Genomic DNA, 26000 nt, shown 5'->3' with positions numbered 1-26000 from the left:
ATGATGGCGATGACGATGGCTGAGATAATAAAGGCGAGCTGGGCGCTGATCTGGGTGAGCGGTTTTGGTGGCATGACACATCCTTAAAATGCCAGCTCAGGCTGGCATTAGATTGGGTTTGAATTTGGAAGGGTTAGAGAACTGGTTTGCTAGTGAATAACCGAATGGGTTACGAGTTACTTATCAAGTAACGCATCGGTTTTAGCCGCCATGACGAAATCATTACGATGCAACCCTTTGATACTATGTGACCACCATGTGACCGTTGCTTTGCCCCACTCTACCAATATACCGGGATGATGCCCTTCTGCTTCAGCAATGTCTGCCAGTTGATTGGCAAAATCCATCGCTGCAACGAAGTTTTTGAATTTATACTGACGCTGTAATTGCTGGATGCCATCTACCTCAATCAATGACCAATCAGGAATTTGTGGTAATAGCTCACGCGCCTCGGCATCGTCGACTTTCGGTGCGCCAATACGGCAGGCTTCGCAGCTGTTTTGTGATAGTGCTGTCATAATAAAATCCTTTTAAGTTGTTTGTTTTTAATAGCTGTTTTTTTAATACTCGTACATCCATGTTGAAATAGCTGTGTCGCTATTTCAATACTCCGTACTGAAGTAATTGCATTTACGTTTACATTTAAATTTTAACGGGTTTTTCTGGATAGGTCGGCTCAAACAACCCAAGTGACATCGCCTGCTTGACCGTCCCCATGATGTCGCTATCAACGATATCAAATAGCGTATCTAATTCGTCAATCACATAGTAAATCGGCTGTATTTGATCGATGCGATAAGGCGTACGCAATACATCAAGCAAATCAAATGCACGGTGTTCAGGTTGGGGTGTGGGCTGCTGGTTAGATTTATGTTGGTGCTGACGTTGTGATTGATCATTCAGTGCGTAGATCGTTTCAGAAGGCGAGCTTAATATACCGCCGCCGTAGATTCTACGGTCTTTAGGCTGACTACCTACCAATCCAAACTCAATGGTAAACCAATAGAGCCGTGCCAAAAACCATCTTTCCTCTTTGGTTGCACTCAGACCCAGCTTGCCATACGTCTCGTTAAAAGCTGCAAAGGCTGGATGAGTCAATAGCGGGCAGTGTCCAACGATTTCGTGAAAAATATCAGGCTCTTCGATATAGTCCATATCCTCAAATCGGCGAATAAACGTCGCGACAGGAAAGGATTTATCGGCTAATAGTTTGAAGAATTTGCCAAAGCTGATTAATGCAGGCACCGCCGCGGTTTGCCAACCGGTGGTCGCTTGCAATACCTCGTCAATATCATGCAATTGCGGGATATGCGTCGTTGGCAAGTTTAGCTTCGTCAAACCTTCTAGATAGGCAGGACAAGCGCGGTTAGGGATTTGCTCAGCTTGACGCGTAAGCAACGCCTGCCACATTGCATTTTCATCATCACGATAATGAATATGACCATAGCTATCTGGCTGATGTGAGATATAGGGCTGCTTTTTATCAGTCACATTATGATGAGCAGATGCATCACCGCCCTGCTGCTTGGCTACAGAACTATTGGCACCGATCGCTGTATTAGGAGAATCTATCTGTGAGAGGCGTTCCATGCCTGTGTTCCTTTTATCGCAGTGAATATTTGCACTCATACTGATTAGTCAGTGGCTAATATCAGTCACTCATGCAGGACAAGCCAAACTCCTTTTGCCTTGTCCGTTTACTATGTAAATTTTTCTAGATGTAGCGTGGCCTACGGCGTTTCTGTTTCTGATTGATTGGTCTCTTGCTGACCGACCGTGCCACGACGCACTTGGTCGCGCTCTATGGATTCAAACAGGGCTTTAAAGTTACCTTCACCAAAACCGTCTGCATAATCACCTTTACGCTGGATAAATTCAAAAAACACTGGGCTACCCAAGATGGTTTCAGAGAAAATCTGTAGTAGCAGACGCGGTGCGCCGCCCTCTGTCGTACCATCTAACAAGATACCGCGCGTTTGCAAGTCAGCGACGTTTTCACCATGGTTTGGTAAGCGCTCATTCAGCATCTCGTAGTAGGCTGCATTTGGTGCAGTCATAAGTGGAATACCGGCGGCTTTTAGCATATCGATACTGGCAAACAAGTCATCACTGGCGAGCGCAATGTGCTGAATCCCTTCGCCATTGAAGTGCATTAAGTACTCTTCGATCTGTCCACCGCCCTGCTTGGCTTCTTCATTGAGCGGAATACGGATTTTGCCATCAGGGGCAGTCATCGCTTTGCTGGTCAGCCCCGTGTACTCGCCTTTGATATCAAAATAGCGAATCTCGCGGAAATTAAAGATGCGCTCATAGAATTTTGCCCAGTAAGCCATGCGTCCGCGATAAACGTTGTGCGTGAGATGATCGATGACTTTGAAACCATATCCGACAGGGTTTCTATCGATATCTGCAAAAAACTCAAAGTCGACATCGTAGATAGACTCGCCATCTTTGTAACGGTCAATCAAATAAATCAGTGATCCGCCGATGCCCTTGATCGCAGGCAATCTTAGCTCCATCACGCCGGTCGGCACCTCTACTGGCTGCCCGCCCATTTCTATCGCATGCTCATATGCTTTTTTGGCATCTTTTACCCGAAAACCCATGCTACAAGCACCAGCACCATGCTCTTCAACGAAGTAACTGGCTGGGCTTTTTGGCTCGCGGTTTAGGATAAGGTTGATATCACCTTGGCGATATAGAGCAACGTCTTTCGAGCGATGATTGGCGACATGGGCAAAACCAAGCTGCTTAAACAAAGCGTCGACTGCATCAGGCTGCGGAGAAGCAAACTCGACGAAGTCAAACCCGTTTAATCCCATTGGGTTGTCAAATAAATCTGCCATTGTAATTATCCTTAATTTCAATTGGTAATAGAAAATCGATGAGTAGTAAAAGTCGATTAATAATAAAAGTTCATAAAACGATTGATAATCAATCTTTATTGTTGACGTTGTATTTATATTAGATTAGCTTTATTTATAAGACTAATTGTTTTTTATGATTTATTTATCAGGTTTACTTATGAATATTAGCATTCGCCAACTGACCGCTTTTATCAAAGTCGCTGACAACGGCAGTTTTACTCGTGCCAGCGAACAGATGTATCTCACCCAATCTGCTGTTAGCGGACTGATCAAAGAGCTGGAGAATGGCCTTGGCATCGTGTTGTTTGACCGTACTACCCGCCAGCTGTCGCTATCCGCTGTCGGACGCCATCTGCTGCCACAAGCGCGGCGTATCTTGAATGAGATGCAGCTGTTCGAAAATGAAGCAAGTAGCTTGACCAGCTTGGCGCAAGGTCAGGTGCGCTTAGCAGTGTCGCAGTTTGCGGCATCCTCCCTGCCCGCCGTCATCGCGCAATTTGCTAAGGAATATCCAAATATCGGGGTGTCGCTATTGGATTGCTCAGCAGAAAATTTGCTCAAGCATGTTCAAGACATCGAGGTCGATTTGGGGGTTGGTACTGAACTTGGTTTTATAGAAACTGAAGATGATATCGGTGCTGATCTGTTATACAAGCTGCCGTTTTGCGTGGTCATGCCAGACGATCATGCACTGGCGCAAAAAGACGAAATCACTTGGCAGGAGTTGCTTGATATTCCACTTATCACTCTACAAGGCCCGTTTCTTGAGCAGGTGACAGTCGAGCTGGATGACTCTATCGCCGCTCAGATTCAGCAAGCGCGCTACAAAGTCAACTTTATGTCCACCGCGCTTGAGATGACCCGCCAAGGGTTCGGCATTACCTTATGCCTTCCCTATATGCCCGAGGTCATCGATTGGGTCAGCGCCAACGGCTTGCAAATGCGCCCATTGACGCAGCCTATAAAAATGCGCCAGTTTTTTATCTATCAGCGTGCCTCACGGGCGCTGTCTCCTGCAACCATCGCCTTTAAGCAGTTTTTGCAAACGTACTTTGCCACCCATTATCACGACTTACATCAGCCTGAAACACTGTCAATTAAGTGACGCATCACGCCACAAACTCATCTGCCAGATAAAGAGACAAGATATTTGGTGATTTATTTTATTAATTGCGCAAGATAACGCACTCGCGTGTTGAGTTCATCAGCAATTTGCTCTATGATTTTCGGCTGCTTGGTTTATATTCTTATAAGGAAATGGCATGTTTGAACGTATCGATTATTACGCTGGCGATCCAATCTTAGGGCTGATGGAAAAATACTCAGCGGACAATAATCCCAATAAAGTTAATTTAGGCATTGGTATTTATTATGATGAAGATGGCGTACTGCCCGTACTCGACTGTGTAAAAACAGCCGAAGCTCGTATTGCCGATTCTATCGCGCCGCGTCCCTATCTACCAATGGCAGGCTTGCCAGGCCACCGCAAAGGCTGTCAGGAATTATTGTTTGGCAAAGACGCACAAATCTTACAAGACGGTCTGGTTGCAACCATCGCCACTATCGGTGGTTCTGGCGCGCTGAAAGTCGGTGCTGAGTTTATCCATGAATGGTTCCCGCAGTCTAAGTGCTATGTAAGCGATCCAACATGGGGCAACCATATTGCCATCTTTGAAGGTGCTGATGTTACCGTTGGTAAATACCCATACTACGACAAAGCCAATAGCAGCATCAAATTTGATGAGATGATTGTGTTTTTTGAAACATTGAACAAACACGATGTGATCTTGCTACATCCTTGCTGCCACAATCCAACAGGTATGGATTTGACCCAAGCACAATGGGATACCGTGCTCAACGTCATTAAAGCGCATGAATTGATTCCATTCATGGATATCGCTTATCAAGGATTTGGCGAGGACATGGACAGCGATGCTTACGCCATTCGTAAAGCCGTTGAGATGGGCTTGCCTCTATTTGTCAGCAACTCATTCTCTAAAAATTTATCGCTATATGGCGAGCGCGTTGGCGGTCTGTCGGTCGTATGCCCTACCGCAGACGAAGCTGAGCGCGTCTTCGGTCAGCTAAATGCAATGGTACGCCGTATCTATTCAAGCCCGCCATCACACGGTGGTCATGTGGTTGATATCGTCATGAACGATGACACCCTACATGAGCAGTGGATTGGCGAGGTTTATGCGATGCGTGACCGCATCAAAGCCATGCGCCTAAAGCTAAAATCGGTACTAGAAGCAAAAATCCCCAACCGTAACTTTGACTACATCACGCGTCAAAACGGTATGTTTAGCTTTACTGGATTGACGCCTGAGCAGGTCGAGCGCCTACAAAGTGAGTTTGGTATTTACATGGTATCCAACTCTCGTATGTGTGTCGCAGGTCTAAATACCAGCAACATCGACTATGTCGCCAATGCAATGGCAGACGTTTTAAAAGACTAAATTAATCAGACATATAGACTAAAAAATAAAAAAGGTTGAGCGATTGCTTGGCCTTTTTTTGTGCTTAGGATTCGTCTTATCAATCACTAAGCAAAAGACATGGCACAAAAAAACTTGCAATCAACATATCAATAAATTACATTATACGTAAATCATTAAATATAACGTAATTAAATAATACTTTTAGCAAGGAGCAAATCATGTCAACGATTGACAGTACTCTCACCTCTTTTATCGACATCAAAGCGGACTCTGACTTCTCCATCCACAATCTGCCGTATGGTATTTTTAGCGACACTAAAGATAGTGCGCGCCGTGCAGGCGTTGCCATTGGCGATCAGGTACTAGACTTGTCTGTGCTAGAGTCAGAAGGATTACTGAGCCTAAATGGTGGGCCTTATTTTGATCAGTCGACGCTAAACGCTTTTATTGATTCTGGTCGAGACAATTGGACAAAAGCACGCACGACCATTCAGTCACTACTATCTAGTGACAACAGCGACTTACGTGACAATGCCGATCTGCAAAAAAAGGCGCTGTTCAAGCAAGCAGACGTTACCATGCATCTACCTGTTCAAGTACCTGGCTTTACCGATTTTTATTCATCGAAAGAACACGCGACCAACGTCGGTACGATGTTCCGCGATCCAAACAATGCCCTGCTACCCAACTGGACGGAAATGCCAGTTGGTTATAACGGACGCGCCAGCACCGTCATCATTAGCGGGTCTGATATCGTCCGCCCTTCAGGTCAGCTAAAGCCTAACCCTGATGAGCGTCCTGTTTTCTCCGCCTGTAAGCGTTTGGATTTTGAGCTCGAGACCGCTTTTGTCGTTGGTAAAGGCAACCATATCGGTCAACCAATCGCCGTAGACGATGCCGCTGATCATATCTTTGGTATGGTACTGCTCAACGACTGGTCGGCTCGAGATATCCAAAAGTGGGAATATGTCCCTTTAGGCCCATTTAATGCCAAGACGTTCGCCTCGCAAGTTTCTCCGTGGATAGTCACGATGGATGCATTGGCACCATTTAGCACCGCTTGCCCAACCCAAGAGCCCAAGCCGCTGGCTTATCTCAATGAAAAAAACAAAGAGAGCAGCTTTGATATCAATCTGTCGGTCGAGCTACTGCCTGACAATGCAGAGACGGCCACTGTCGTTTGTGAGACCAATTTTAAGTATATGTACTGGTCTATGGCGCAGCAGCTGACGCATCACACTATCACTGGCTGTCAAGTAGAAGTCGGCGACATGATGGGTTCGGGCACAATCTCAGGGCCAACGCCTGATTCTTATGGCTCGATGCTAGAGATTGCTTGGAATGCCACCAAACCCGTAGCACTTGAGGGCGGTGAGTCGCGCACCTTCATCGAAGATGGCGATACCGTCATTATGAAAGGCTATAGCGAAAAAGATGGCGTGCGTGTTGGGTTTGGTGAAGTACGAGGCAAAGTACTGCCCGCGCTTAGCTTCGATTTTAACGAATAATAATGGCATAGAAAAAAGGCGTAGTGACAGTAGATTTGAGCCGTTAGAACCATCATGACATTTGGTCTATTAGTACGGGCATCGTTCCTCTTACATTCACGCTACGCCCTATCAAAAGGAGTTGAATATGAGCTTTCAAATTGAAAAAATCCATCATGTGGCTTATCGCTGCAAGGATGCCAAAGAAACGGTCGAATGGTACAAGAAAAACCTCAATATGGATTTTATCTTGGCATTTGCAGAAGATCACGTACCTTCGACCAAAGCCTTTGACCCCTATATGCACGTCTTTTTGGACGCTGGTAATGGTAATGTATTGGCGTTTTTTGAAGTGCCCAACCAGCCTGAAATGGGCTTTGACCCCAATACTCCAAACTGGGTGCAACACTTGGCGCTCAAAGTCAAAGATCGTGATGAGCTAATGGCGGCTAAAGAACAACTAGAAAGTGCAGGTATTGATGTCATTGGCGTGACCAATCACGGTATCTTTCACTCGATATATTTCTTTGATCCTAATGGGCATCGTCTCGAGTTGACCTATGACGACCCGACCTCAGAGGACAAAGTCTCGATGATTACAGACGCCATCAAGCACGACATGCTAGATGAATGGTCTCGTACCAAACGCGCCCCAGCCCACACACAGTTTTTACACAGTGATGAGTTCGCTGAAGCCCGTGACATTGCGCCTGTCGGAGAGTAACTGCGTCGTCTTTCTACTTGCTACCTTTTTTACATTGATGCATATGCTGTATTAATTTTATTAAGGTTCTACTATAGCCAATAGCTTGTAGTTAACATTTTGACTATGCTATTTGATAGCGCTGTGCGATTGCTAGTATTTGCTCAACCACGTTCTGTTGCTCACTCATTGGTAGTTGCTCTGTGGTGCCAATGATAGTAATGGCATATTCTAGCGGCAGAGCCTCGCTAGCGGTTTTGTCACTACTCGCGGATAGATTAGCAGCACTATTGGCAAAATGCGGCAATATCACAGGTATCGTAATGGCATTAATACCCATGAGCATATCGCCTGTCACTGTCGCATAGCCTTGAGTACGTATCTTGGCTTGCAGCTGAGCAAAATTCTGCCACTTCTCTGTCATATCTGCTGCGGCATTACTCGACTGCCATTCAGCGGTGACCAATGGCTGAATGACCGCGTCAGGTTGATAGCTGGCAAACAATTGTCCTGTGGCTGATGTCGTCAAAGGCATACGTGAGCCGATGCGAGTGATGATGCTAATCGGACTGTCTGGTTCAACAGACTGAATAATAATTGGGCCTTCGCTAAACCACTTAGCAATTTGCACACCGCAATTTAGGGTATCTTTAATCTCATTGGCCACCTGCGTGAGACGCGCCAAGAGATTGTTTTGACTGAGCTCAGTATGTCCTAATGCTGCCAATGCATTTACTCTATCGCCAAGCCCATAGCGACCATCATCAAGCTTACGAACATAGTTTTTGCGAATAAGACTCACCAAATAACGATGGGATTTTGCGGGATGCATCTGCATGGCCTCAGCGATATCCTTTAGCATCATAGGCTCATGGCGATCGATAAGCACGTCTAATACCGACAGCCCAATCTCGAGCGACTGAATACCCCCTTGGTTTTTGGTATTAGCGGATTGATCTAAAGCGTTTTTGGCTACTGGCATGATTGGCTCGATTATAGTGTACTTAATTATTTTTTCTTGATACTGAGTTGCTCAATGAACTGGCGGTGACATACAGGCCAAATTAATAGTGACACGACTCAATAATACTAACTTTATCTCACATAAGCTTGATACAAATAACCTATCACAATAAGGGCATAAATAATGATGACACTTTACGGCTATTTTCGCAGTGGTACTTCTCACCGTACTCGTATCGCTTTGAATCTCAAGGGCTTGGATTACGAGGATATTACCATCAATCTAGCACAAGATGAGCAGTTAGAGGACGCATTTAAAGCGATTAATCCGCAAGGACTGGTGCCAGTCTTAAAAGCGGACGATTTATTATTATACCAAAGTCCCGCTATCTTGGAGTGGTTAGAAGAAGCCTACCCTGAGCACGCTTTATTGCCCCAAGATGCCGCTGGTCGCATGCACGTGCGTGCGCTAAGTGCGATGATTGGCTGCGATATCCATCCGATCAATAACCGCCGCATTTTACAGTACTTACGTCATGAGTTGTCAGTAGATAAAGAGGCAGTCATTGCATGGTGCAATCGTTGGATTACTGAAGGGTTTGCAGCGTTAGAGACACGATTAGCCGCAGATAAAAACCGTGGACAGTTCTGCTATGGTGATACGCCAAGTTTTGCAGATTGTTATCTGATCCCACAAGTCTCCTCTGCGCGACGCTTTAAGGTAGACCTCACACCTTACCCAAATATTGTCGCTATTGATGCGCACTGCCGCAGCCTAAAAGCTTTTGTAGATGCCGATCCTATGGTGCAGCCTGATGCGCCAAAACATGCATAAATATCAATATATTAAAACAGGACTTAATAAGGGTATTATTATGTTAACTGTTGATTGTAAATGATATCGACTCTTGACCGCCCTATCACTCAAAGTTTCTTTACAAGGATTCGTATGAAACATACTACAAAAGCATTAATAGCAGCCATGGCATTTTTCGCTTGCTGAAGCACCGATGCCAAAGGCAGAAGACGCAACACCAGATGACGATGACTGCACACCAATTGCGGTAGATAATGCGCCTTCAGACAGCGCTTTTGCCCCAATAGCGATGGAGGCGGCGCCGCCTGATTCGGTATTAATCTTATAGCGAGGTGTTCTGACCACTTTGACCGCTACCAATGGCAATGGCTTGCCCGCCATTAGCACTAGCATTACTGCCCATCGCCATAGCATTGGGTCCGGTTGCACCATCGTTATTAGCATTGCCAATAGCGGTTGAATTAACACTATAGTACTTGGTTTTGTTAGCGGCGACGGTCTTAGCTAAGTTATCTAACTGTAAGCCATTCACTGCATCTTTACTTGTAGATTTGATTGCCCCTTTAGCGACATTGATTATTTTGTTATTGCCTTCATTAGCCCAAGTGCTATGGCACTTAAGCGTAATGTCTTGATAGCAGATACATTTGATGTAGTATTGATAGTAGCGTTAGCGCTAACACTAGATTTGGAAGCTTTGCCACGCCCTTTTGCGTATTCACCAACTGCGGTAAAACAATTTAAGGCTTCATTCCAGATGACTTTATAGATGCGGTTCATGATGTATACTCCCTTACAGATTTGTCATATTTAAAAAATCAGAGATAAAATCTATCTTGCAAGAGAGTCGATATGACCAAATAAAACGAGTTATGAATTAGGGATCATGCAGCCTTTTGAAGTGTTACTGGTTTCAGTTTTTGAGAAATGAGACATTTTCTTTTGTATAGAATATGAAACATCAATCCATGAAAAGCATCTACTAATACGTTGAGCTTTTTCCTCATGATAAATTTTACTATTTAATCGGTAATACTATCTGCACCACCAATCCTAGTACACCATCTCGTCGATTATAAGCGTTGATAGATCCCTTATGCGCCATCACGACAGCATGAACAATAGCCAGCCCCAACCCGTAACCGCCAGTATCACGATGACGAGCCGTGTCGAGACGGACAAATGGTTGAAAAATACGTTCTAGATCTTCATCCGCGACACCGCCACCCTCGTCCGTGATACTGATTTGAATCGCAGGCATCTTATTATCTATCTGCACCGCTTTCATCTCAGCGATGACTGTTGAGCCCGCTGCCGTATGCATAAAAGCGTTGCGAATGACATTCTCAAGCGCACTATGCAGCTGCTCTTGATTGCCTTGTACTGTCCAAGCGCTTTTTAAGTCATTGGCAAATGAATATTCAGGTGGTTGCCACTGCCATCTCACCTCTTTATGCTGAAACTCGAAACACACATCCTGTCCGATGTCACTGATAATCTCGGACAAATCGACTGCTTCGCTCTCCAAATTATCAATCGTGTATTGCTGCATTTGTAGGGATTGAATATGGATAATTTGCTCAATTAACTCATTCATCCGCGCAGACTCTTTGTCAATACGGTCTAAATAACGATGGGCGTTGGGTGCAAAATCACGAGTCAGCTCAGTTGCAACATCGAGACGCGCGAGCGGTGAGCGCAGCTCATGCGAGATATCACTGAGCATCTGCTTACGCGCCAGCTCACTATCAGCCAGTCTCGTTGACAAATGAGCCACATCTTTGGCCAGCAATCCCAGCTCATCATCACCCATTTTTGATAGCGCTGGATTGGCTTGATAGTCCCCATCAATCATACGGTGCACGGTACTCTGTACACGTCCAATACGCTGAGTCAACGTACGGCTAAGCCAGACACAAACCAACACACTAAAAGCAATAATCAATAATAAACGTATGGGAAAATTGCCATGCTGTAGCTCCACCACATCTGCAAAACGTAGATGCGGGCGCAACTGTATGATGACTGATTGTCCATCAGGCAGTTCAACCGAGATATCTGCCAGCTCAGGACGCGCATCAATATCCGCTATCGCAGCACTGCTCGACATTATTGGTTTTAGGATCTCGTGCAAAACAGAAGGCTGTTTTATGGGCATTTCATCATTCAGATTGCTTGGTTTATTATCGTAAGCTCTAGGCGGTGGCGGCAGTGGTTGCTGCATGGCACGTTCCATCGACTGCTGGCCGCTTTGCCCACGTCCTTGCGTGCGCTCGTCTCTATCTCGATAACGCGGAAATATAATAGCGCCTTGCTCATCGTAGACTCTGATTTGACTCATGAGGCGTCGATCTTGACGATACATCTGCCTGACAGCTATCAAATCACCCACTCGCAGCGCATCGACCATCTCTTGACGTTGAATTAATAGACTCTCAATTTGTACGTCCATACGAGCCGTTAGCTCTTTTTCAGCCAGCCAGCGCTCCACCATAATGGATAACAGTGAGGTAACTAGTATCGTCAGTAATAGACTCAGGAATAAACGCCAAAACAGCGTGATTCGCACTTTGAATTTCGGTGATTTGACGGACTTACTGGAAGTTTTTATCATTAGAGCACCAGTTGATAGCCTTTACCGCGCACCGCTTTTATTGGTTCGTCATGAAAAGGCTGAAGTTTTTTGCGCAGGCGAGACACATGCACATCGAGGCTACGATCAAAAGGCTGCAACTCACGCTGCAAGACATTCTCTGACAGCCATGCTTTGCTAACTACCTCCCCTTTTTGCTTGAGCAGCGCCACGAGTAAGTCAAACTCTGTTCCCGTCACTTGTAGCGCCACACCATCTATTTCACAAACACGCTGGTTTTGATCAAGATGCAAGCGACTCTCTGGTAGCGGCGTATGCTCAGACGTGGTCGTGTTGGTACGCTTGATCACAGCATTGATACGCGCTAGTAGCTCGCGGGGGTTACAGGGCTTGGTGATATAATCGTCAGCGCCCAGCTCCAAACCAATAATACGATCAATCTCCTCACCCTTTGCCGTGAGCATAATCACAGGGATATCACTGATATTTGGCAGTTGCCGCAGCACACTTAGCCCATCTATTTTTGGCATCATGATATCGAGGACGAGCAAATCATAAGCGGAATCATCGTTCGCCACCGCTTTTAATCGCTGTATAACTGCCGCCCCATCATGGACACAGTCGCAATGAATACCATGGTTGTGCAAATACTCTTGTAGTAACTGAGTCAATTCTTCATCATCATCGCCTATCAATATATTTGGCACACTCACCTCCTTTTCATGATTTTAATTGGCTTTTATTCATTTACTTGCCCATATTATCAGGCAAGCGCGTGTCAATTCGCTATAAACGTTACCTTTCTTAATACTTCATAAATGTTCGTAACCTTTAACTGCCGTAAGATAGCTTCTATCAACCGCAAGACCTGCACTTTTAAGACGACTAATCACAACGATTAATAGCGCTTAAAGCGCGATGCTTGCAAGATAAGTCTTTGGTATTTACTTAACCAAACTCACTGTAATTAAAGGATGTCATCATGAAAAAATTATTATTGGGCTCAGTATTAGCAGCTTCTAGCGTATTTACTGTGACAGCATGTTCTAGTGTCAATGCAGCCTCTGACACCGCGCCAATGAATCAAATGCAAAAGAACCATAAAGACGGCGCCATGAGAGGCCCAATGTCAAAACTGAATCTGACAGCGACGCAGCAAGCGCAAATCAAAGCCATCATGCAAGAAAAACATGGCGACCGCGTAGCTGACCGTGAAAAACATCAGGCAGAACGCGCACAAATGGAACAACAAATACAAGCACTGACCAATGCAAGTACGTTGAACAACGCGGCGGTAAACCGTTTGGCCGATCAGCAAGCGGCAAAAGCAAAACAACGCTTTATTGAGCGCGTCCAAACGCAGCATGCCATCTCTCAGGTGTTGACCGCTGAGCAGCGTGCAAAAATGGAACAGCTCAAATCAGAAAGACAAGAAGAAGGTCGTAAGCACTTAAAAGATCGTAAAGGCCATGACAAGCCACATCATCAAGGCATGTAAAAAATCTGTCACAACATAAGTGATGGCCATATTAAAAAAAGCGCATCGTATAAACGGTGCGCTTTTTTAATATAAAATCGTTCTACTCAAAACTCAGTAGCGTGATCCAGCAATTACTCAATCGTATCAAAGCGAGCTTTCGCCATTGGCAATATAGTAAAGATCATTTTACCCACTGCTGTTCCATTACCATCGCGATAATACTGCAACAGCTCAGGACCGTATTCTCGCATATCAATGCTATTGCTGGCGTTCGGTGATTGCACATTATTTGGCAGATTCGGAAATGCCTTATCTTTGCCATTAATAGCAGAATACTGCTGCAAGACATCTATTGTCATACTTTTATCTGGCGCAGTTTTGCCAGTGTTATCTAATTGGCGGTGCAGATGCTGCCATTTGAGCTGACCACGTTTGTCAAATCCATATAGCTCTTCTACTGTGGCGTTTGCAGCGACTTTAGATTCCGTCTTATCTTCATCATTTATTTGAGCATTTATCATAGCTAGTATTGTTTGTACCATCGCTTTACTAGTGAACTCCTTTGAGCTTTGAATCTTCTCAAAGGCTGTCATAGGCTCAGATTCTTTTACCAGCTCTGGATATTTTTGGCTAATGCGCTTGTAGAAGATTTGCAGATAATTTTGATAATCGTCTTGATAGCTATCAAAACTTTGCACTCGGCGAATCACTTGGTCAGTTGAGAGCATTGCTGATAGCTGATGCGCAGGCAACTTGGGAGACAGCGATGCAAGCGTACTAGGCGCGACATAGTTGAACTGGCTAACAGGCGCCGCCTCATAAGTCAGATCCGATGCAGCAAAGTGGCTTTTTATCACCTCACTACCGAATCCTTTAGGGAGCGTTCCATCATCAATCGCTATTTTTAGCCATTTGTTTTGCCATTTTGTACCTAGCTTATCGTCTAATAGCTCAGAATTGAACATCGCAACATTATCTGCCCATAAATATATATCACCATTTTTCATGTCGATGTAGACAGGCTGATTGATACTGCTATGATGATTGCGCGCTTGATACTGAGCGCTGGCGAGCATCGTCGCCTTGCCCGCCATGGGCTGATAGATGCCTTGAGCATTGATAGATAACGGTTTTAGCAAGTACTCATCTAGCAATTGTGCTTTTTTTATATCTAGCGGCTTTGGTTTGTCTTCATAACCGTCAAACAGCGCTTGATAGTCTGCTGGCACTGTCACATCGCTATCGTACTGGTGCTCCTCCCACGCATAATAAGCATCCACGCACTCAAGATAAGATTGCTTGAGGGCATCACGCTTGTCATCGTAATCCGCAGCTAGGATATCTTTGTTTTGTTTTTCTGCCTGCATGATCAATGCCGCATAGGCTTGGTCATGTGTCTCTTCGCAATGTGCATCCACATAATCTGATGCCACTATTTGTGTGCCAGATGTCGCCGTACGCTGATTATAGTTACTGATCTCGATATTACTATGGTAGCTGAACGATTGGCGGCGCTGTTTTTGTAATGCGCTGGCCAATGTTTTTTTGGCGGTGCTGGGTGACGGGTTCGCCGCCAGCGTATTTGACTGGTTCAAATTGGCAGATTGACAACCCGTTAAGAGTAATGCTCCTGACAGCAATGTACTGGTCAATAATAAGTAATTTTTTATCATAGATGACAGACGTAGTGTAAGCGTTTGATGTGCTGTTTTCATTTTTTATCCTTAATAGACATATGCGTAAATGCGATCAGATAATGCGACGTCGTCTCTATTTTTCATTATCATCTTTAGCATCGCCAATACGGCTCTCATCGATTGATTCTGCATCATAACGATTGTCATATTCGTCACTACTATAATCAGTCTCTAAGCTGCCATCCTCATAATCGTAACGCGCATAGCGTGCCGTTTGTAGTCTGTCTTTTTTCTGGCGCTGTGCTGCTATCCATGCATTGCCATCGATAGGCGCTACCGCATTTGAGCCAAATGACTCTGCCAATAGTGGCGTTAGGGCATGTCTTTTAAAGCTGGCTTTATCATAGCGGACTTGATTGAGCATGGTCGTCGTAGAGCCAAGTAAATCACCACCGATATTGACGCGCTGCTGCTTGGCAAGCAGGCGATCTGAGTTATCTAAATAATAGTAATTAATCTGATTAAAAGAGATAGGGCCAATGGCTTCGATAAACTGCAATAACGAACCCACATCCGCACTTTGATAGCCTTTGTTGTATAGCTGTGCTTTGGCAAGCGCCGCCTTTAGTATAGCGCCATCAGGATATTTTTCTGGGTTGGCATCTACATACTCTTGCAGCGATTTGGTCACATATTTCAGAGTTTTGCCTATCATCTCGCCGCCTTGCTGACTGCCAAAATAGACTTTTACTGCTCGAGTCGCGCCAACTTTTTTGGCAAACGCATCTCCTTTGATATCTACGGTGCTAAAGTGCTCAGGTGCCAACTCTGCCATGCTGCTCTGTATGGCATTTAGCACTGCATCATAGAGTACCGCGGGCGGCAACTGCGCCGTGATACTTTCAGGCAAACCAAAGCTGACCGTATGTGAGGCCATCTGCGAGGGTAATGGGGTGTTCTCGGGATTGGCGAGCGCAACGATTGGCATGATTGCCGATGGGTCGAGCGTGACACTGCTGTTGTTAAAATCAAATGCCACTGGTATCTGTATGGATGAGCTGATCGTTGGCGTGGCATAGTCGTAACTATAGACGCTGTGTAATTGTCGCTGTTTTGGGTTGTACTGACTGACGCTATTGAACGTCAAATGCTGATATTGATAGGCGTTGGTAGCAGCGATTTGCTCAGGAGTGCGGCTGAACATCGTCAGTATGTTACCAATCAAGCCAGTAGAAGACATTGATAGCTCCTCGCTATTGGTCGGCTCTGTCTTAGCTTGCTGTTTTGCCATTTGCATGGCTTCATATTTTGCAGCCATTGTCTTCGGGTTCAACCCCGACATGCCGGAGAGCATGCCTCCAGTCTCACCGCCGTACTCATCATATTCATCACTGGCATAATCGTCGCTATCACGGTCTTCTGCATCGTAGTCGTGCTCTTCATCAGCACTTGCTGGCTCATTTTCACCTGCTTCAGCCAGTATGGCCGCAATCGCTTTTTTCTCTTGCTCAGCTTTTTGTTCTTCGTCAGCATAGTCGCTAGGATAATCGGACTCTATCGAATCTTTTGCGTCATCATAATCGTAGTTAATACCCTCTACCACACAGACTTCATAAGCGTCATCATCTTCGTTTTCATTGCATTTATTCGACCCTACACCTACCGCTGCTAATTCTGCTCTAGCCTCAGCTTGCGCCTCATCATCGCTACTATCATACATACCCTCAGGCTGATAGGCATAGGTCTCTATAATCGTTCTAAGTAAGCTGCTTGAGCCTGCATCAATACTATCGGCATCGATAAATGGTACTGCTTGGTAATTGGCTTGCGCGACGGCCACATGCTCTGTTGCCAAATGCTGGCGAATCGCTGTCAATAAATGCGCCTTGGCTTGATGTTCAGTGTTGGGATATTTTTCTTGATTAAACAGTTGCGCGTAACGCTCAGCTTGGGCCTCTTGACTAGCCGTAAAAGCGCGACCTTGACGTTGGCTCTGAGCAGGATTTGCAGTGCTAAAATCCATAAGGGTACTGGAGGCTGCCACATCCGCTGAGGCAGTCGGATTTGATTGACAACCTGTAAGCACAAGCGACGCACTACCAACTAGCAAAGCGATAGAGGTTAATTTGCTTGTTTGAGATACATGACCATTATTATTTTTATTGTTGATGATAGGCAAATAATTACTCGCCATCTCAGAGTGGCACTGTCGATTACGGTTATTAACATGGTTTGATGACATAAAAATCTCTTTATAGCCAGTCGTTAACGGATGTACATTAGTACTGTACTTTATATCACAAGACGTTACAATTTAGTAATATTAAGTCTTATTTTTAAAGAAAATCTTCACTGGTTAGTGAGCTTCTCTGCACAATTTACATGACACTAATTATGTATATATCGATAGAAGACCACTCATACTGCACATCATATAAAAACTCAAATGACAAAATATGATAAACAACTTTCTACTATTTGATATTTTCGTTACTATTTAAGTGTATTTATTTGATACCCTGTTTTTCCTACTCGCCCAAAAAGGACTTTGCGATGTCACCATCATTATCCCACCAGCATCGAATTACTCAGCAAAAAAAACCCAAGACTAGTAACCAATTAAAATCTAGCGCAGCCCTGATTACGAGTGCGCTACTACTGTCTGTCTCAGCCCATGCAATAGATCCAACCGTTTCAGCCAACAGCCCCACGGTCAATAACACCTCGATTGATACCAATGCGCTAAATCTAGCCATTATGACGGACAATCCAACTTTCGTATCTGAAACCAAACGCATCACACGGGCAAAAACCACTACTCTCACAACCACCTCAAGCAATGCCAATAGCGATCAGGCTATCTACTCTGAAGATGCAATTCATCATCCAGTATGGGCAAAAAATGGCATGGTCGCCACCCAAGAAGCGCTGGCCTCTGACATCGGTTTGCAGATTTTGAAAGACGGTGGTAATGCGGTAGATGCTGGGGTTGCGGTTGGCTTTGCCCTTGCTGTGACCTTGCCACGTGCTGGTAATATCGGTGGTGGCGGCTTTATGATGATTTATGACGCCAAGCAAGGCAAAACGGTTGCGCTTGATTATCGTGAAAAAGCACCTAGTAGCGCCTCTCGCGATATGTATCTCGACGATGAGGGCAACGCAGTCAGCGACTTATCTCGCTATCATGGCTTAGCCGTTGGGGTGCCAGGGACAGTCGCAGGGCTACTAAAAGCATTAGAAGAGCATGGCACCATGAGCCGCGAGCAAGTCATGGCACCAGCGATCGCATTGGCAGAAGACGGTATAGAGGTTACCGCTGGCTTGTCCGAATCGCTCACTGCTTTGAGTGATCGCTTGCAAAAATGGCCGAGCACCAAAAAGGTATTTTTCAAGCCTGATGGCAGCGCGTATCAACCGGGTGAGCGGTTAAAACAGCCTGAGCTTGCCCGCTCGCTAAAGCGAATCGCGGTACAAGGCGCAGACGGATTTTATAAAGGGAAAACCGCGCGTGACATCGTAAAAGCCGTCAATGAAGCAGGTGGTAGCATGAGCTTGCAGGATTTAGCCGATTACGAAGCCATCGCCCGCGTGCCTGTCAAAGGTGATTACCGTGGTTATGAGATTGTCTCTATGCCACCGCCCTCCTCTGGTGGTATTCACATTATTGAAATATTAAATATCTTAGAAGGCTATCCACTGGAGGACTATGGTCAAAACAGCGCACAGACCATTCATTTGATGGCGGAAGCAATGCAACTGGCTTATGCAGATCGTGCTGAGTACCTAGGGGATTCTGACTTTATCGACGTACCTGCTAGCGGCCTAACGTCACAAGCCTATGCGGATAACCTGCGTACGTTAATTGATCCAAATAAAGCCACGCCAGCCGCGACCATCAAAGCAAACAACCCGCTCCCTTATGAGAGCGATCAAACCACGCATTTCTCTATCGTTGATAAAGACGGCAATGCCATCGCCAACACCTATACGTTGAACTTCTCTTATGGCACTGGTCTCGTGGCTGACGGCACAGGTATTTTGTTAAATAACGAAATGGATGATTTTTCTGCCAAGCCGGGCGTACCAAATGGCTATGGACTGATTGGTGGTGACGCCAATGCTGTTGAAGCCAATAAGCGTCCGCTCTCCTCGATGAGTCCAACGCTGGTATTTAAAGACAACAAACCGTATATCGTTACGGGCAGCCCAGGGGGCAGTCGTATCATCACGACCGTCACCCAAATCATCTCTAACGTCATCGACCATGATATGAATATCGCTGAGGCAACTCACGCACCGCGTATTCATGATCAGTGGCTCCCTGATGAGATTCGGATTGAAAAAGCGCTCAATGTCGATACGGTCAAAAAGCTTGAATCTATGGGGCACACGGTCAGTCCAAAATCAGCCATGGGCTCCACGCAGTCGATTATGCTCACACCAAACGGCCTGTATGGATCTTCTGATCCCCGTATTGTGGATGCAGCGGTGGTTGGATACTAAGTCAAATTGTCATTACTTATCAATAACATAGCCTTCTATACCTTGTGTATGGAGGGTTTTTTAATATACCTCCTGACCTACTAAAAGTCTTATAGTGACTCATTCCACTCAGATTAAACCCTTGCAATTAGTGGCTGTCGGTAGCAAATAATGCTATTATTAACGACCCCATTTAAAACGTATCAACATGGCTACCGAGGTCTTAACCACCTCTCGATAACACTACAAATGATTGATAATCATCCTGTATTTTATCGCTAGCTTATTTCTTTTGATCGTACTAGTAAGAGTCTTCTATGGCATTTGTACACCTTGGTATCCACAGCGAATATTCCATCACCGATTCTATCGTGCGCATCAAGCCGCTCGTGAAAGCGGCGGCAGCTGACAATCAGCGGGCGCTGGCTTTGACTGATTTGTCCAATTTATATGCCACGGTGAAGTTTTATCGTGCTTGCCTAGGCGCGGGTATCAAGCCCATTATCGGCAGCGAAGTCATCATGGATAATGAAGAGACACGCCTCACCCTACTCGCGATGAACAACGAAGGCTATCAAAACATTACCCGTATCGTGTCGCTTGGGTTTACCGAAGGTCGCGCTGATCCTGTCAATCATGGCGTCCCTGTTATCAAGCGTAGCCATATTCTAGAACATGCGGCAGGTGTGATTGTTCTACTGACCGAAAAGTCCGACGTAGGCCAAGCACTGGTTGGCTCTATGCCAGAAAAAGCCGATGAGCTGCTCACCGAGTGGCAAGCGCAATTTGGCGATCGTTTATACTTTGCCATCAAGCGTACCAATCGCTCAGGCGAGGACGCTTTTATTAGAGCAGCCATTCACTCAGGTGCCAAACACAGTATTCCCATCATTGCGCACAATGATGTGCGTTTTTTGGCGCAAGAGGATTTTGATGCGCATGAAGCCCGCGTGTGTATCGCAGGCTCTTATGTCTTAGCTGATCCCAGTCGTCCGCAAACCTACTCAGATGAGCAATACCTCAAAACCCAAGAGCAAATGGCGCAGCTTTTTGCTGATATTCCGCAAGTGGTTGACAACACCTTACGCTTGGCAACCCGCTGCAATGTCACTTTAACGCTAGGCATTAATGTACTGCCTGACTTTCCTGTGCCTGAAGGTGAGACGATTGAATCGTTTTTTCGGGCCGAGTCGCAGCGCGGTCTTGAAGAGCGCTTAGATAAGCTTTTTCCTGTTGAGGCCCGTACGGACAATTGGAGCGATTTCCGTCAAAGATATGACGAGCGCCTCGCCTATGAGTTGGATATTATTCTATCCATGGGCTTCCCGGGTTACTTCCTAATTGTGATGGACTTTATCCGCTGGGCAAAAGCCAATGGCGTGCCAGTAGGCCCTGGACGTGGTTCTGGTGCAGGATCCTTGGTCGCATACGCATTAAACATTACCGACCTTGACCCCATTCATTACGATCTACTATTCGAGCGCTTCTTGAACCCTGAGCGGGTATCGATGCCTGATTTCGATATTGACTTTTGTATTGAGGGTCGTGATCGCGTGATTGATTATGTCGCGCAGACCTATGGTCGTGATGCCGTTTCACAGATTATTACCTTTGGTACCATGGCTGCAAAAGCGGTGGTGCGCGATGTGGCACGCGTCCAAAGTAAATCATACTTCTTGGCCAATAAAATATCCAAGCTCATTCCCAAAACACCGGGCATCACCCTCAGCCAAGCGCTTGAGCAAGAACCACAGCTCAAAGACTTGATCTCTAACCCTGACAACATGGATTATGAAGATGCCATTGAAATCTGGGAGATGGCAGTCAAGCTCGAAGGCGTCTGCCGAAACGTCGGTAAACATGCTGGTGGTGTATTGATTGCGCCGCACAAAATCACAGACTTTAGCGCCATTTATTGTGACGATGAGGGTCACCGTGTCAGCCAGTTTGATAAAGACGATGTCGAAGCCGTAGGACTAGTAAAGTTTGACTTTTTGGGTCTACGTAACTTAACGGTCATCAACGCAGCGGTTGAGAATATCAACTTGCGCCGTGCAAAAGAAAACATGCCCGCATTGGTATTGGAAGATTTGCCGTTAGATGATGTTAAAGCCTATAAGTTGCTGCAAGATGCCAAAACAACCGCCGTCTTTCAGCTAGAAAGTATGGGCATGAAAAAGTATTTGGCCAAACTGCAGCCGACCAACATTGAAGATGTGATCGCCATGTGTGCGCTCTATCGTCCCGGCCCGCTTGATGCCGGCATGGTAGAGATGTATATCGACCGTAAGCACGGTCGTGAAGAGGTCATTTATGACCATCCCAATCTCGAACCGATTTTAGAAAATACTAACGGCGTTATCGTCTATCAAGAACAGGTGATGCAAATCTCACAGGTGATGGCAGGTTATAGTTTGGGCGGTGCTGATATGCTGCGCCGCGCCATGGGTAAGAAAAAACCTGAAGAGATGGCAAAGCAGCGCGATATCTTTGTCACTGGTGCAACCTCACAAGGCATCGATGAAGTCACGTCAGGCGGCGTGTTTGATTTGATGGAAAAGTTTGCAGGTTATGGTTTTAACCGCTCGCATTCTGCGGCTTATGGGGTACTTGCCTATCAGACGGCTTATCTCAAGCAGTACTATCCTGCTGAATTTATGGCGGCAGTATTAACCTCCGATATGAACAACACCGACAATGTGGTGTTCTTTATCAATGATTGCCGTGAAAACTTTGATTTGACTGTGGTCAATCCGTCAGTCAATCGCAGCGAGTGGCACTTTGTCGCAGACACCCCAACCAATATCATTTATGGATTGGGCGCGATTAAAGGCGTAGGTGAAGGGGCTGTCGAGTCCATCGTTAATGCTCGTCGAACGGATGGACCATTCAAAGACTTATATGATTTTTGCCGCCGTGTGGACATCAAAAAAGTCAATAAGCGTACTCTCGAAGCATTGGTCAGTGCTGGCTGTTTTGATGACTTTGCTGCGACGCTACGACCCGACTTACCAGCCGACGAAGCTTACGAGATTCGCGGTGCATTGATGAGCCAACTGCCAAGCGCGGTGCAAGCGGCTGAGCAAGATCGGCAGAACAATGAGCTAGGCATGATGGATCTGTTTGGCGAAATGGACGGTGTTGTTGCAGCGCCGCCACTCGTGATGACGCCAGAGCTGATCTGGGGTGACAAGCATCGCCTAAAAGCGGAAAAGAACACCTTAGGGTTGTACTTAACCGGTCATCCAATTAATGAATACTTAGATGAGTTAAAACGCTATACCTCAGGCGCTCGTCTTAATAAACTGGCAGATACTGGTTATAACGGTAGTTGCTATTTTGCAGGACTCATTATAGACATCGCTAACTTTGGTAATCGTAATGTGATTACTTTAGATGATGGCACGTCGAGATTAGAAGTCAGCTGCTATGCTGAGCGTTTCAACCGTGTCAAAGAGCAATTGAAAATCGATGAAGTCGTCATTATCAAAGGCAGTATTCGTGAGCGTGATGGGCGCTTGTTTGCGCGTCTTGATAGTGCCATGAGCATGGTCGATGCGCGCCTGCGTTGGCTCAAAAAAATCAGTATCAAAGTCCATGGTAGCGATATCGACCTACTCACACGCTTGCAACCATTACTCAAATCTGCACAGGCTGATATCATACCTGAGCCACGCTTGGCTTATAATCAAGAGCAAGATGAGCTAGGCAATAGTGGTAGTAACACTTACGACCCTGCCATGGGCGGCAGTTTGTATGATGAAAATGGCAATGACTTACTGGCTCTAGAGAACGATATGAACCATGACGCATTTAATCAAAATAGCATGCCCCAAAGCTATGCAAATAATACGCTCAGTAATACGGATACTTCTATCAATGATAACTGCTTGCCACTTGGTTTGAGCGTGTATGACGTTTATGGTATCGCAAATGTGGGACTATCCGAACATTGGCGGGTTTACCCGAACGATGATAACTTGCAACAACTGAAGACGTTAGTTAGTGAAGATAACTTACACTTTCATTACAGCTAAAATGCACAATCCAACCAAAAATCTACTATAGTAATTTGACTGCTTTAACTTTTAACAATTGGATAAAAGCCATGACTGACATGACGAATAATAATATGACTGGTCAGACTGATGAAGAGATTATCAATCACGAACAGTTCGAAGACATGCGTGACTTGCTAGAAGAAGATTTTGTCGAGCTGATACAAGTGTACCTCAATGACAGTCAAAAACGCGTTGCAGCACTGCGAATCGCTCAGCAAAAAGATGATAACGCCAATGGCTTTGAAACCGCTCATGCCCTAAAAGGCGCAAGTGCCAATTTGGGTACGACTCAGCTGGTTCGTCTTAGCAGCCAGCTACAAGAATGCTGCCGTGAGCGCCACATTAGTGAACAAGCTGATCTTATTGAAGAGATTGCCGCCGCATTACAACGTGCTGAACAAGAAATCAATCAAAGATTGGGGCAATAATGAGTAACGACTCTTTATCATCTACTGAGCAACCCCGTACAGTGAATGACTACCTCGACTGCTTACAAGTCATCATGGTCAATACGACTTTGCCTGCCAATATCGGCTCAGCCGCACGCGCCATGCATACAATGGGCTTGTCCCGTTTGACCGTTGTCGACCCCAAATTGCCAATTGATGAGACCAGTGTCTCTCATGCGGCAGGTGGTAGTGAGCTGCTGTCATCTGCTGTGATCGCACCTACTCTAGAGTCTGCCATTGCCGACTGTCAGCTGGTATTTGCAGCCAGCAGCCGCAGTCGTCATATGCCGCGCCCTGTTGTGACACCCACGCAAGCCGCTAAGATTATGTTTGATTTTATTGATACACAGTCGGCTTTAAGTGCAAATGATAATAACGTTGACACCTCATCAGACGCTGTTTCTAGCAAACCAAATATCGCTATATTATTTGGGCGTGAAGATCGTGGGTTGACCAATGAAGAGTTGGCTTATGCTGATTATCACATTCAAATCGACGCCAATCCTGCTTATCCTGTATTAAATGTCGCCTCAGCAGTGCAAGTCATTGCCAGCTTTATTTTTGCTTATGCTCAAACGCATACTCAGACAGCGAACAGTTTAGACGAGAACAACGACTCCCAATCGACAATCAACGTGAATTTGCGTCAACAATGGGATGAGCCTGCTATCAATCAGCAGCAGTTGCAACAGCTTACTCAGCGTACTACTGACCTTATGGTACAGCGCGGTCTGGCAAATAGCGAACATCTAAAGTCATTGCCATCACGCTTGTCTAGACTTGGGTCACGCCTACAGCTTGATCAAAAAGAGTATCAGCTATTAAGTGCTTTGATTGCAAAACTATCCAAAGACTAAAACAAGTCATTGTTTATCAGCTCGCCTTCATTTGACAGCTTTTTACTATATTTTGCGGTACAAAGCTGTTATAACTTAGAAAAAATGAGCAACAACATATACTCTCATTATTATTTAACCATCATGACCATAAAATAAAGACATTGCTACTTTAGCAACGCTACTTTACCGACGAATAGATAGGACGCTTTATGTCATTGCCATCCAAATTGTTCAGATCGCTTGTCAGTATCAAAAAAGATCTGAAAGAAGATATCGATGCGGTATTTAACCGCGATCCTGCAGCGCGCAATAGTCTGGAAGTCATCCTAACCTACCCAGGTATCCATGCGCTCATTCTACATCGCGGTGCGCACTGTCTGTGGAATCATGAACAGAAACTGGCGGCTCGCGTCATCTCATATGGCTCGCGTATTATTACAGGTATTGAGATTCACCCTGCTGCCAAGATTGGTAAGCGTTTCTTTATTGATCATGGTGTTGGGGTCGTCATCGGTGAGACTGCTGAGATTGGCAACGATGTGACGTTGTATCACGGTGTTACTCTAGGCGGTGTGTCTTGGAATAATGGCAAACGCCACCCAACGCTAGAAGACGGTGTAACGGTCGGTGCTGGTGCAAAAGTCTTAGGGCCATTTACAGTCGGCAAAAACGCCAAAATTGGCTCGAATGCAGTGGTAGTCAAACCAGTACCAGCAGGCGCTACGATGGTTGGCAGTGCTGCTCGTATGATCTCAGATCATCACGATGAAAAAGGCAATCCCATCGCGACAAAAGTACAAGATGCCAAGCAACAAGAAAAAGTCGCGCAAGCTGGCGAGAGCGTTAAGGATCAAGCAGCTGACACCACCTCTACTGCGAAACGCACCAATACCTTCCGTGCCTATGGTATCGATCCCTATTCGCAAGACCCTGTCGCAGAAGCGTTTGCTAAAATGCTCGAACACATTCAACAATCAGAGAATCGTCTCGATCAGTTGCAGTCAGCGATGTGTGATATCGATCCTAATTTTTGTAAAAAGGAATACGATAAGCTGTGCCTAGAGGATTTAGATGTGATTGGTCGTGCTGATATCGATGCAGCAGATAACGAGCAGAAGTGAATACGAGAGTTTCAGTAAAACAAATAAAACTAGGGGGCGTACAATACATTTTACGCCCCT

General features: G+C 45.6%; 22 protein-coding genes. 11 read left to right on the top strand and 11 right to left on the bottom strand.

Annotated elements, in window-relative coordinates; translation table 11 throughout:
- Window positions 1-176: 176 nt before the first annotated feature.
- The 3 genes from BTW00_RS03355 to hppD form a co-directional block, all read right to left on the bottom strand.
- Window positions 177-518 (bottom strand): 4a-hydroxytetrahydrobiopterin dehydratase, encoded by a 342-nt coding sequence (locus tag BTW00_RS03355; protein WP_075106214.1) that lies wholly within the window; start codon window positions 516-518, stop codon window positions 177-179.
- A 124-nt stretch (window positions 519-642) separates the two neighbouring features.
- Window positions 643-1590 (bottom strand): phenylalanine 4-monooxygenase, encoded by a 948-nt coding sequence (gene phhA, locus BTW00_RS03350; protein ID WP_083603550.1) that lies wholly within the window; start codon window positions 1588-1590, stop codon window positions 643-645.
- Window positions 1591-1730: 140 nt separating this feature from the next.
- A complete protein-coding gene (gene hppD / locus BTW00_RS03345; protein WP_075106213.1) occupies window positions 1731-2846 on the bottom strand; it encodes a 4-hydroxyphenylpyruvate dioxygenase in 1116 nt (371 codons plus the stop codon).
- Window positions 2847-3024: 178 nt separating this feature from the next.
- On the opposite strand from hppD, the gene BTW00_RS03340 reads away from it, so the two are divergent.
- The 4 genes from BTW00_RS03340 to BTW00_RS03325 all read left to right on the top strand — a co-directional run bounded on the left by BTW00_RS03340 (window position 3025) and on the right by BTW00_RS03325 (window position 7519).
- A complete protein-coding gene (locus BTW00_RS03340) occupies window positions 3025-3972 on the top strand; it encodes a LysR family transcriptional regulator (protein ID WP_075106232.1) in 948 nt (315 codons plus the stop codon).
- 157 nt (window positions 3973-4129) lie between these two features.
- Entirely contained in the window at window positions 4130-5326 is a 1197-nt protein-coding gene (locus tag BTW00_RS03335) for an amino acid aminotransferase (protein WP_075106212.1), read from the top strand.
- Window positions 5327-5526: 200 nt separating this feature from the next.
- The gene (gene fahA / locus BTW00_RS03330; RefSeq protein ID WP_075106211.1) at window positions 5527-6816 is read left to right on the top strand and encodes a fumarylacetoacetase; all 1290 of its coding nucleotides are present in this window, start codon (window positions 5527-5529) and stop codon (window positions 6814-6816) included.
- Window positions 6817-6943: 127 nt separating this feature from the next.
- Window positions 6944-7519, top strand: coding sequence for a VOC family protein (locus BTW00_RS03325; protein ID WP_075106210.1), 576 nt, complete (start codon window positions 6944-6946; stop codon window positions 7517-7519).
- Window positions 7520-7622: 103 nt separating this feature from the next.
- Here the strand turns inward: BTW00_RS03325 and BTW00_RS03320 are convergent, their stop codons facing one another.
- Window positions 7623-8480 (bottom strand): IclR family transcriptional regulator, encoded by an 858-nt coding sequence (locus BTW00_RS03320; RefSeq protein WP_075106209.1) that lies wholly within the window; start codon window positions 8478-8480, stop codon window positions 7623-7625.
- A 168-nt stretch (window positions 8481-8648) separates the two neighbouring features.
- Between BTW00_RS03320 and maiA the strand changes: the two genes are divergently transcribed.
- A complete protein-coding gene (maiA, locus tag BTW00_RS03315; protein WP_218609001.1) occupies window positions 8649-9296 on the top strand; it encodes a maleylacetoacetate isomerase in 648 nt (215 codons plus the stop codon).
- A 135-nt stretch (window positions 9297-9431) separates the two neighbouring features.
- Here maiA and BTW00_RS13905 read toward each other — a convergent pair whose 3' ends face one another.
- The 5 genes from BTW00_RS13905 to BTW00_RS03295 all read right to left on the bottom strand — a co-directional run bounded on the left by BTW00_RS13905 (window position 9432) and on the right by BTW00_RS03295 (window position 12578).
- On the bottom strand, window positions 9432-9659 hold the full coding sequence (locus BTW00_RS13905; protein WP_143506507.1) for a hypothetical protein: 228 nt from the start codon (window positions 9657-9659) through the stop codon (window positions 9432-9434).
- The gene (locus BTW00_RS14155; protein ID WP_075106207.1) at window positions 9601-9810 is read right to left on the bottom strand and encodes a hypothetical protein; all 210 of its coding nucleotides are present in this window, start codon (window positions 9808-9810) and stop codon (window positions 9601-9603) included. Before BTW00_RS14155 ends, BTW00_RS13905 begins: the two co-directional genes overlap by 59 nt.
- Window positions 9811-9854: 44 nt before the next feature.
- Window positions 9855-10058 (bottom strand): ESPR domain-containing protein, encoded by a 204-nt coding sequence (locus BTW00_RS03305; protein WP_075106206.1) that lies wholly within the window; start codon window positions 10056-10058, stop codon window positions 9855-9857.
- A gap of 238 nt (window positions 10059-10296) precedes the next feature.
- Window positions 10297-11892: a cell wall metabolism sensor histidine kinase WalK gene (locus BTW00_RS03300; RefSeq protein ID WP_075106205.1), complete on the bottom strand. Its 1596-nt coding sequence runs from the start codon at window positions 11890-11892 to the stop codon at window positions 10297-10299.
- Entirely contained in the window at window positions 11892-12578 is a 687-nt protein-coding gene (locus BTW00_RS03295) for a response regulator transcription factor (RefSeq protein WP_075106204.1), read from the bottom strand. The genes BTW00_RS03300 and BTW00_RS03295 overlap by 1 nt, the downstream gene beginning before the upstream one ends.
- 275 nt (window positions 12579-12853) lie before the next feature.
- On the opposite strand from BTW00_RS03295, the gene BTW00_RS03290 reads away from it, so the two are divergent.
- A complete protein-coding gene (locus BTW00_RS03290) occupies window positions 12854-13369 on the top strand; it encodes a Spy/CpxP family protein refolding chaperone (RefSeq protein ID WP_075106203.1) in 516 nt (171 codons plus the stop codon).
- A gap of 113 nt (window positions 13370-13482) precedes the next feature.
- Here BTW00_RS03290 and BTW00_RS03285 read toward each other — a convergent pair whose 3' ends face one another.
- Window positions 13483-15066, bottom strand: coding sequence for a hypothetical protein (locus BTW00_RS03285; protein WP_075106202.1), 1584 nt, complete (start codon window positions 15064-15066; stop codon window positions 13483-13485).
- 55 nt (window positions 15067-15121) lie between these two features.
- Entirely contained in the window at window positions 15122-17230 is a 2109-nt protein-coding gene (locus BTW00_RS03280) for a hypothetical protein (RefSeq protein ID WP_075106201.1), read from the bottom strand.
- A gap of 311 nt (window positions 17231-17541) precedes the next feature.
- Between BTW00_RS03280 and ggt the strand changes: the two genes are divergently transcribed.
- The 5 genes from ggt to cysE all read left to right on the top strand — a co-directional run bounded on the left by ggt (window position 17542) and on the right by cysE (window position 25940).
- Entirely contained in the window at window positions 17542-19491 is a 1950-nt protein-coding gene (gene ggt / locus BTW00_RS03275) for a gamma-glutamyltransferase (protein WP_075106200.1), read from the top strand.
- A 296-nt stretch (window positions 19492-19787) separates the two neighbouring features.
- Window positions 19788-23507, top strand: coding sequence for a DNA polymerase III subunit alpha (gene dnaE / locus BTW00_RS03270; protein WP_075106199.1), 3720 nt, complete (start codon window positions 19788-19790; stop codon window positions 23505-23507).
- 71 nt (window positions 23508-23578) lie between these two features.
- The gene (locus BTW00_RS03265) at window positions 23579-23959 is read left to right on the top strand and encodes an Hpt domain-containing protein (protein ID WP_075106198.1); all 381 of its coding nucleotides are present in this window, start codon (window positions 23579-23581) and stop codon (window positions 23957-23959) included.
- Window positions 23959-24837 carry an RNA methyltransferase gene (locus tag BTW00_RS03260; protein ID WP_075106197.1) on the top strand — a complete coding sequence of 293 codons (879 nt, stop codon included), beginning with the start codon at window positions 23959-23961 and terminating at the stop codon, window positions 24835-24837. The genes BTW00_RS03265 and BTW00_RS03260 overlap by 1 nt, the downstream gene beginning before the upstream one ends.
- 191 nt (window positions 24838-25028) lie before the next feature.
- Window positions 25029-25940, top strand: a complete 912-nt coding sequence (gene cysE, locus BTW00_RS03255) for a serine O-acetyltransferase (RefSeq protein ID WP_075106196.1) — start codon at window positions 25029-25031, stop codon at window positions 25938-25940.
- Window positions 25941-26000: the final 60 nt, after the last annotated feature.

Source organism: Psychrobacter sp. C 20.9 (genome assembly GCF_001921765.1).
Classification (GTDB): Bacteria; Pseudomonadota; Gammaproteobacteria; order Pseudomonadales; family Moraxellaceae; genus Psychrobacter; species Psychrobacter piscatorii_B.
The sequence above is the reverse complement of the archived record's forward strand: the minus strand, read 5'-3'. Positions and strand labels throughout refer to the sequence as shown.

What these genes read in the sequence shown, in the direction of transcription:
- dnaE (WP_075106199.1), top strand. Translation starts at nt 19,788, where the DNA reads ATGGCATTTGTACACCTTGGTATCCACAGCGAATATTCCATCACCGAT.
- BTW00_RS03265 (WP_075106198.1), top strand. Translation starts at nt 23,579, where the DNA reads ATGACTGACATGACGAATAATAATATGACTGGTCAGACTGATGAAGAG.
- BTW00_RS03335 (WP_075106212.1), top strand. Translation starts at nt 4,130, where the DNA reads ATGTTTGAACGTATCGATTATTACGCTGGCGATCCAATCTTAGGGCTG.
- ggt (WP_075106200.1), top strand. Translation starts at nt 17,542, where the DNA reads ATGTCACCATCATTATCCCACCAGCATCGAATTACTCAGCAAAAAAAA.
- BTW00_RS03285 (WP_075106202.1), bottom strand. Translation starts at nt 15,066, where the DNA reads ATGAAAACAGCACATCAAACGCTTACACTACGTCTGTCATCTATGATA.
- BTW00_RS03355 (WP_075106214.1), bottom strand. Translation starts at nt 518, where the DNA reads ATGACAGCACTATCACAAAACAGCTGCGAAGCCTGCCGTATTGGCGCA.
- maiA (WP_218609001.1), top strand. Translation starts at nt 8,649, where the DNA reads ATGACACTTTACGGCTATTTTCGCAGTGGTACTTCTCACCGTACTCGT.
- BTW00_RS03290 (WP_075106203.1), top strand. Translation starts at nt 12,854, where the DNA reads ATGAAAAAATTATTATTGGGCTCAGTATTAGCAGCTTCTAGCGTATTT.
- BTW00_RS03260 (WP_075106197.1), top strand. Translation starts at nt 23,959, where the DNA reads ATGAGTAACGACTCTTTATCATCTACTGAGCAACCCCGTACAGTGAAT.
- fahA (WP_075106211.1), top strand. Translation starts at nt 5,527, where the DNA reads ATGTCAACGATTGACAGTACTCTCACCTCTTTTATCGACATCAAAGCG.
- BTW00_RS13905 (WP_143506507.1), bottom strand. Translation starts at nt 9,659, where the DNA reads ATGGCGGGCAAGCCATTGCCATTGGTAGCGGTCAAAGTGGTCAGAACA.
- cysE (WP_075106196.1), top strand. Translation starts at nt 25,029, where the DNA reads ATGTCATTGCCATCCAAATTGTTCAGATCGCTTGTCAGTATCAAAAAA.
- BTW00_RS03325 (WP_075106210.1), top strand. Translation starts at nt 6,944, where the DNA reads ATGAGCTTTCAAATTGAAAAAATCCATCATGTGGCTTATCGCTGCAAG.
- BTW00_RS03300 (WP_075106205.1), bottom strand. Translation starts at nt 11,892, where the DNA reads ATGATAAAAACTTCCAGTAAGTCCGTCAAATCACCGAAATTCAAAGTG.
- BTW00_RS03280 (WP_075106201.1), bottom strand. Translation starts at nt 17,230, where the DNA reads ATGTCATCAAACCATGTTAATAACCGTAATCGACAGTGCCACTCTGAG.
- BTW00_RS03340 (WP_075106232.1), top strand. Translation starts at nt 3,025, where the DNA reads ATGAATATTAGCATTCGCCAACTGACCGCTTTTATCAAAGTCGCTGAC.
- BTW00_RS03305 (WP_075106206.1), bottom strand. Translation starts at nt 10,058, where the DNA reads ATGAACCGCATCTATAAAGTCATCTGGAATGAAGCCTTAAATTGTTTT.
- BTW00_RS03320 (WP_075106209.1), bottom strand. Translation starts at nt 8,480, where the DNA reads ATGCCAGTAGCCAAAAACGCTTTAGATCAATCCGCTAATACCAAAAAC.
- hppD (WP_075106213.1), bottom strand. Translation starts at nt 2,846, where the DNA reads ATGGCAGATTTATTTGACAACCCAATGGGATTAAACGGGTTTGACTTC.
- phhA (WP_083603550.1), bottom strand. Translation starts at nt 1,590, where the DNA reads ATGGAACGCCTCTCACAGATAGATTCTCCTAATACAGCGATCGGTGCC.